This is a genomic window from Polaromonas sp. P1_G2 (assembly GCF_056405515.1).
In genome coordinates this window covers 1-3,076 of sequence record NZ_JBFUBY010000419.1, presented here as the reverse complement: position 1 = coordinate 3,076, position 3,076 = coordinate 1, and the positions used below count along the sequence as shown (strand labels likewise).

Here is a 3,076-nt window from a genome sequence, read left to right as displayed (position 1 = left end):
GTTCGATGTGCAGGCGCGCCTTGGGGCCGGCGTAGATGCGGAGGGCTTTCATGAAAATCCGATAGAGCTGCGGGCGTATTGGAGCATCAGGCAAGGCGCAAGGCTGTCCTTTTCGGGACCGCCGCGCCCTCCCCGCCTACTTCTTGAGCGCCGCCAGCTTGCTGAAGGCCGATTCCATGGCCGTGGCGGCCGCGGGCTGTGGCGCGCCGGCACGCCCGCCGCCGTAATTGCCGCCACGGTTCTGCCCACCGGGTGGCCGCGCGCTTTCAAAACGGTTGTCGCGCGGGCCATCGCGGCGCGCCGCTGCGGCGTCCAGCTTCATGGTCAGGCCTATGCGCTTGCGTGCCACGTCGACTTCGGTCACGCGCACTTTCACGATGTCGCCGGTCTTGACGACTTCGCGCGCGTCGTTGACGAACTTGTTGGCGAGCTGGCTCACATGGACCAGGCCGTCCTGGTGCACGCCGATGTCGACAAAGGCGCCGAAGGYCGCGACGTTGCTGACCGTGCCTTCCAGCGTCATGCCTTCTTTCAGGTCCTTGATGTCTTCCACGCCCTCGTTGAAGCGTGCCACCTTGAAATCCGGGCGCGGGTCGCGGCCGGGTTTTTCGAGCTCGGTAATGATGTCTTTGACCGTGATCACGCCGAACTGCTCGTTGGCGAACAGCTCGGGCTTCAGGGTCTTGAGCATTTCGGCGCGGCCCATGAGCTCGGCCACAGGCTTGCCGGTGTGGGCCATGATTTTTTCGACGACCGGGTAGGTTTCAGGGTGCACGCCCGTCATGTCCAGCGGGTTGCTGCCGCTGCGCAGGCGCAAAAAGCCCGCGCTCTGCTCAAAGGTCTTGGCACCCAGGCCGGTCACCTTGAGCAAATCGGCGCGCGAGGCGAAAGCGCCGTTGGCATCGCGCCAGCGCACCACCGACTTGGCGACGGTCTGCGACAGGCCCGAGACGCGCGCCAGCAGCGGCACGCTGGCGGTGTTCAGGTCCACGCCCACACTGTTCACACAGTCCTCGACCACGGTGTCCAGGCTTCGCGCCAGATCGCTCTGGTTCACGTCGTGCTGGTACTGGCCCACACCGATGGACTTGGGGTCGATCTTGACGAGTTCGGCGAGCGGATCCTGCAGGCGGCGCGCAATGCTGGCGGCGCCGCGCAGGCTCACGTCCACGTCGGGCATTTCCTGCGAGGCGAACTCGCTGGCCGAATAGACCGAGGCGCCGGCCTCGCTGACCACGACTTTTTCAATGACCTGCTCAACCTTGGCCATGCCCTTGATCAGGTCGGCAGCAAGTTTGTCAGTCTCGCGGCTGGCCGTGCCGTTGCCGATGGCGATCAGGTTCACGCCGTGTTTTTCGCAGAGCTTGGCCAGGGTGTGCAGCGAGCCGTCCCAGTCCTTGCGCGGCTCRTGCGGGAAGACGGTGGAGGTCTCCACCAGCTTGCCGGTGGCGTCGACCACCGCCACCTTCACGCCGGTGCGGATTCCCGGGTCCAGGCCCATCACCACGCGCGGGCCGGCCGGCGCCGCCAGCAGCAGGTCGCGCAGGTTGTCGGCAAACACCTTGATGGCGACCTTCTCGGCCTCTTCGCGCAGGCGCGTGAAGAGGTCGCGCTCCAGCGAGAGGCTGAGCTTGACGCGCCAGGTCCAGGCCACGGCCTTGCGGATCAAGTCATCGGCCGGGCGCGCCTTGTGGCTCCAGCCCAGGTGCAGGGCGATCTTGCCTTCGGCGATGCTCGGTTTGCCTGGCTCGGCTAGCTCGGGCAGCAGCAGCTTGGCGTCCAGGATTTCCAGGCCGCGGCCGCGGAACACGGCCAGTGCACGGTGCGAAGGCACGCGGCCGATAGGTTCGTCATAGTCGAAGTAGTCGCGGAACTTGCTGTTGTCTGTGTTGTTCTCGTCCTTGCCGGTGACCAGTTTGGAGCTGAACAGCCCTTCGCTCCACAGCCAGTTGCGCAGCGACTGCACCAGGCCCGCATCTTCGGCCCAGCGCTCGGAAAGGATGTCGCGCACGCCGTCCAGCACGGCCTGCACAGTGGTGAAGTCGTCGCCGCTTTCGTTCTTCTCGGCCTTCACAAAGGCCGCGGCCTCGTCGGCCGGCACCAGCGACGGGTCGGCGAACAGCTTGTCGGCCAGCGGCTCGATGCCGGCCTCGCGCGCGATCTGGCCCTTGGTGCGGCGTTTGGGTTTGAAGGGCAGGTACAAGTCTTCCAGGTCCTGCTTGGTGGCGGCGAACTCGAGTGTTCCTGGACTTTGATTTCTGCCGCGATCTGGCGGATGATTTTTTGCATGTCGGGAAAAAGGGCTGAAAAGCTGGAAAGAATGAAACAGGAATGAGCGGCCAGGGCGCGGGGTTTCGCGAACCCACAAACTGACGCCAAGGGTCGGCATTGTCCCACAGGCAAAACGCTCGCCGGCTCCCAATAATGGCCAAGGCTGAAAAGCAATTTCTTACATTTATTCAAGGGGAGACGGACATGAGAATTCGCACGATATTGCTGGTGGTGGGCATCCTGCTGCTGTCGGGCCTGGTGGCCCTCAATCTGGACGAGTTCACGCGCGTGAGCATGCTGAGCCTGGGCTTTACCACCGTGCAGGTCTCACTGGGCCTGCTCATGTTGCTGCTGCTGGTGATCGCCACCGTGGTCTTCCTGGCCACCACGCTCTATATGCAAAGCACCCACCTGCTGGAAACCCGCAAGTACTCGCGCGAACTCAACACCCAGCGCGAACTCGCCGACAAGGCCGAAGCCTCGCGCTTCACCGAACTGCGCAGCTACCTGGAAGTCCAGGCGCTGGCCGCGCAGCACCGCGAAGCCGCCGCGGCTACCGTGCTGGCCGAACGCTTCGCCCAGCAGCAGCAGGCCTTGCTGGCGCGGCTCGAGCAAATCGACAACAGCGTGGCGGCCCATGTGGGCCAGCTGGAAGACCAGCTTGAGCGCCGCAACGGCATGGGCAGCGCGCAAAAAGACCACCTGACCATGCCGCTAGTGTAAGAAACCCCGGCATCGCGCGACCAATGGCCACCAGCAGGCGGCCGCACTTTTCGGGTGCGGCGCCTGTTCAATGCCCCTGGAG

2 protein-coding genes are annotated in these 3,076 nt (G+C 64.6%); one reads left to right on the top strand and one right to left on the bottom strand.

The features are described from left to right. Positions 1-136: 136 nt before the first annotated feature. Entirely contained in the window at positions 137-2,203 is a 2,067-nt protein-coding gene (locus tag AC1D0P_RS24565; RefSeq protein ID WP_477679124.1) for a Tex family protein, read from the bottom strand. Positions 2,204-2,475: 272 nt separating this feature from the next. On the opposite strand from AC1D0P_RS24565, the gene AC1D0P_RS24560 reads away from it, so the two are divergent. Further along, complete coding sequence (locus AC1D0P_RS24560; RefSeq protein ID WP_477651851.1) at positions 2,476-2,994, top strand: hypothetical protein; 519 nt, start codon at positions 2,476-2,478, stop codon at positions 2,992-2,994. Positions 2,995-3,076: the final 82 nt, after the last annotated feature.

What these genes read in the sequence shown, in the direction of transcription:
- AC1D0P_RS24560 (WP_477651851.1), top strand. Translation starts at nt 2,476, where the DNA reads ATGAGAATTCGCACGATATTGCTGGTGGTGGGCATCCTGCTGCTGTCG.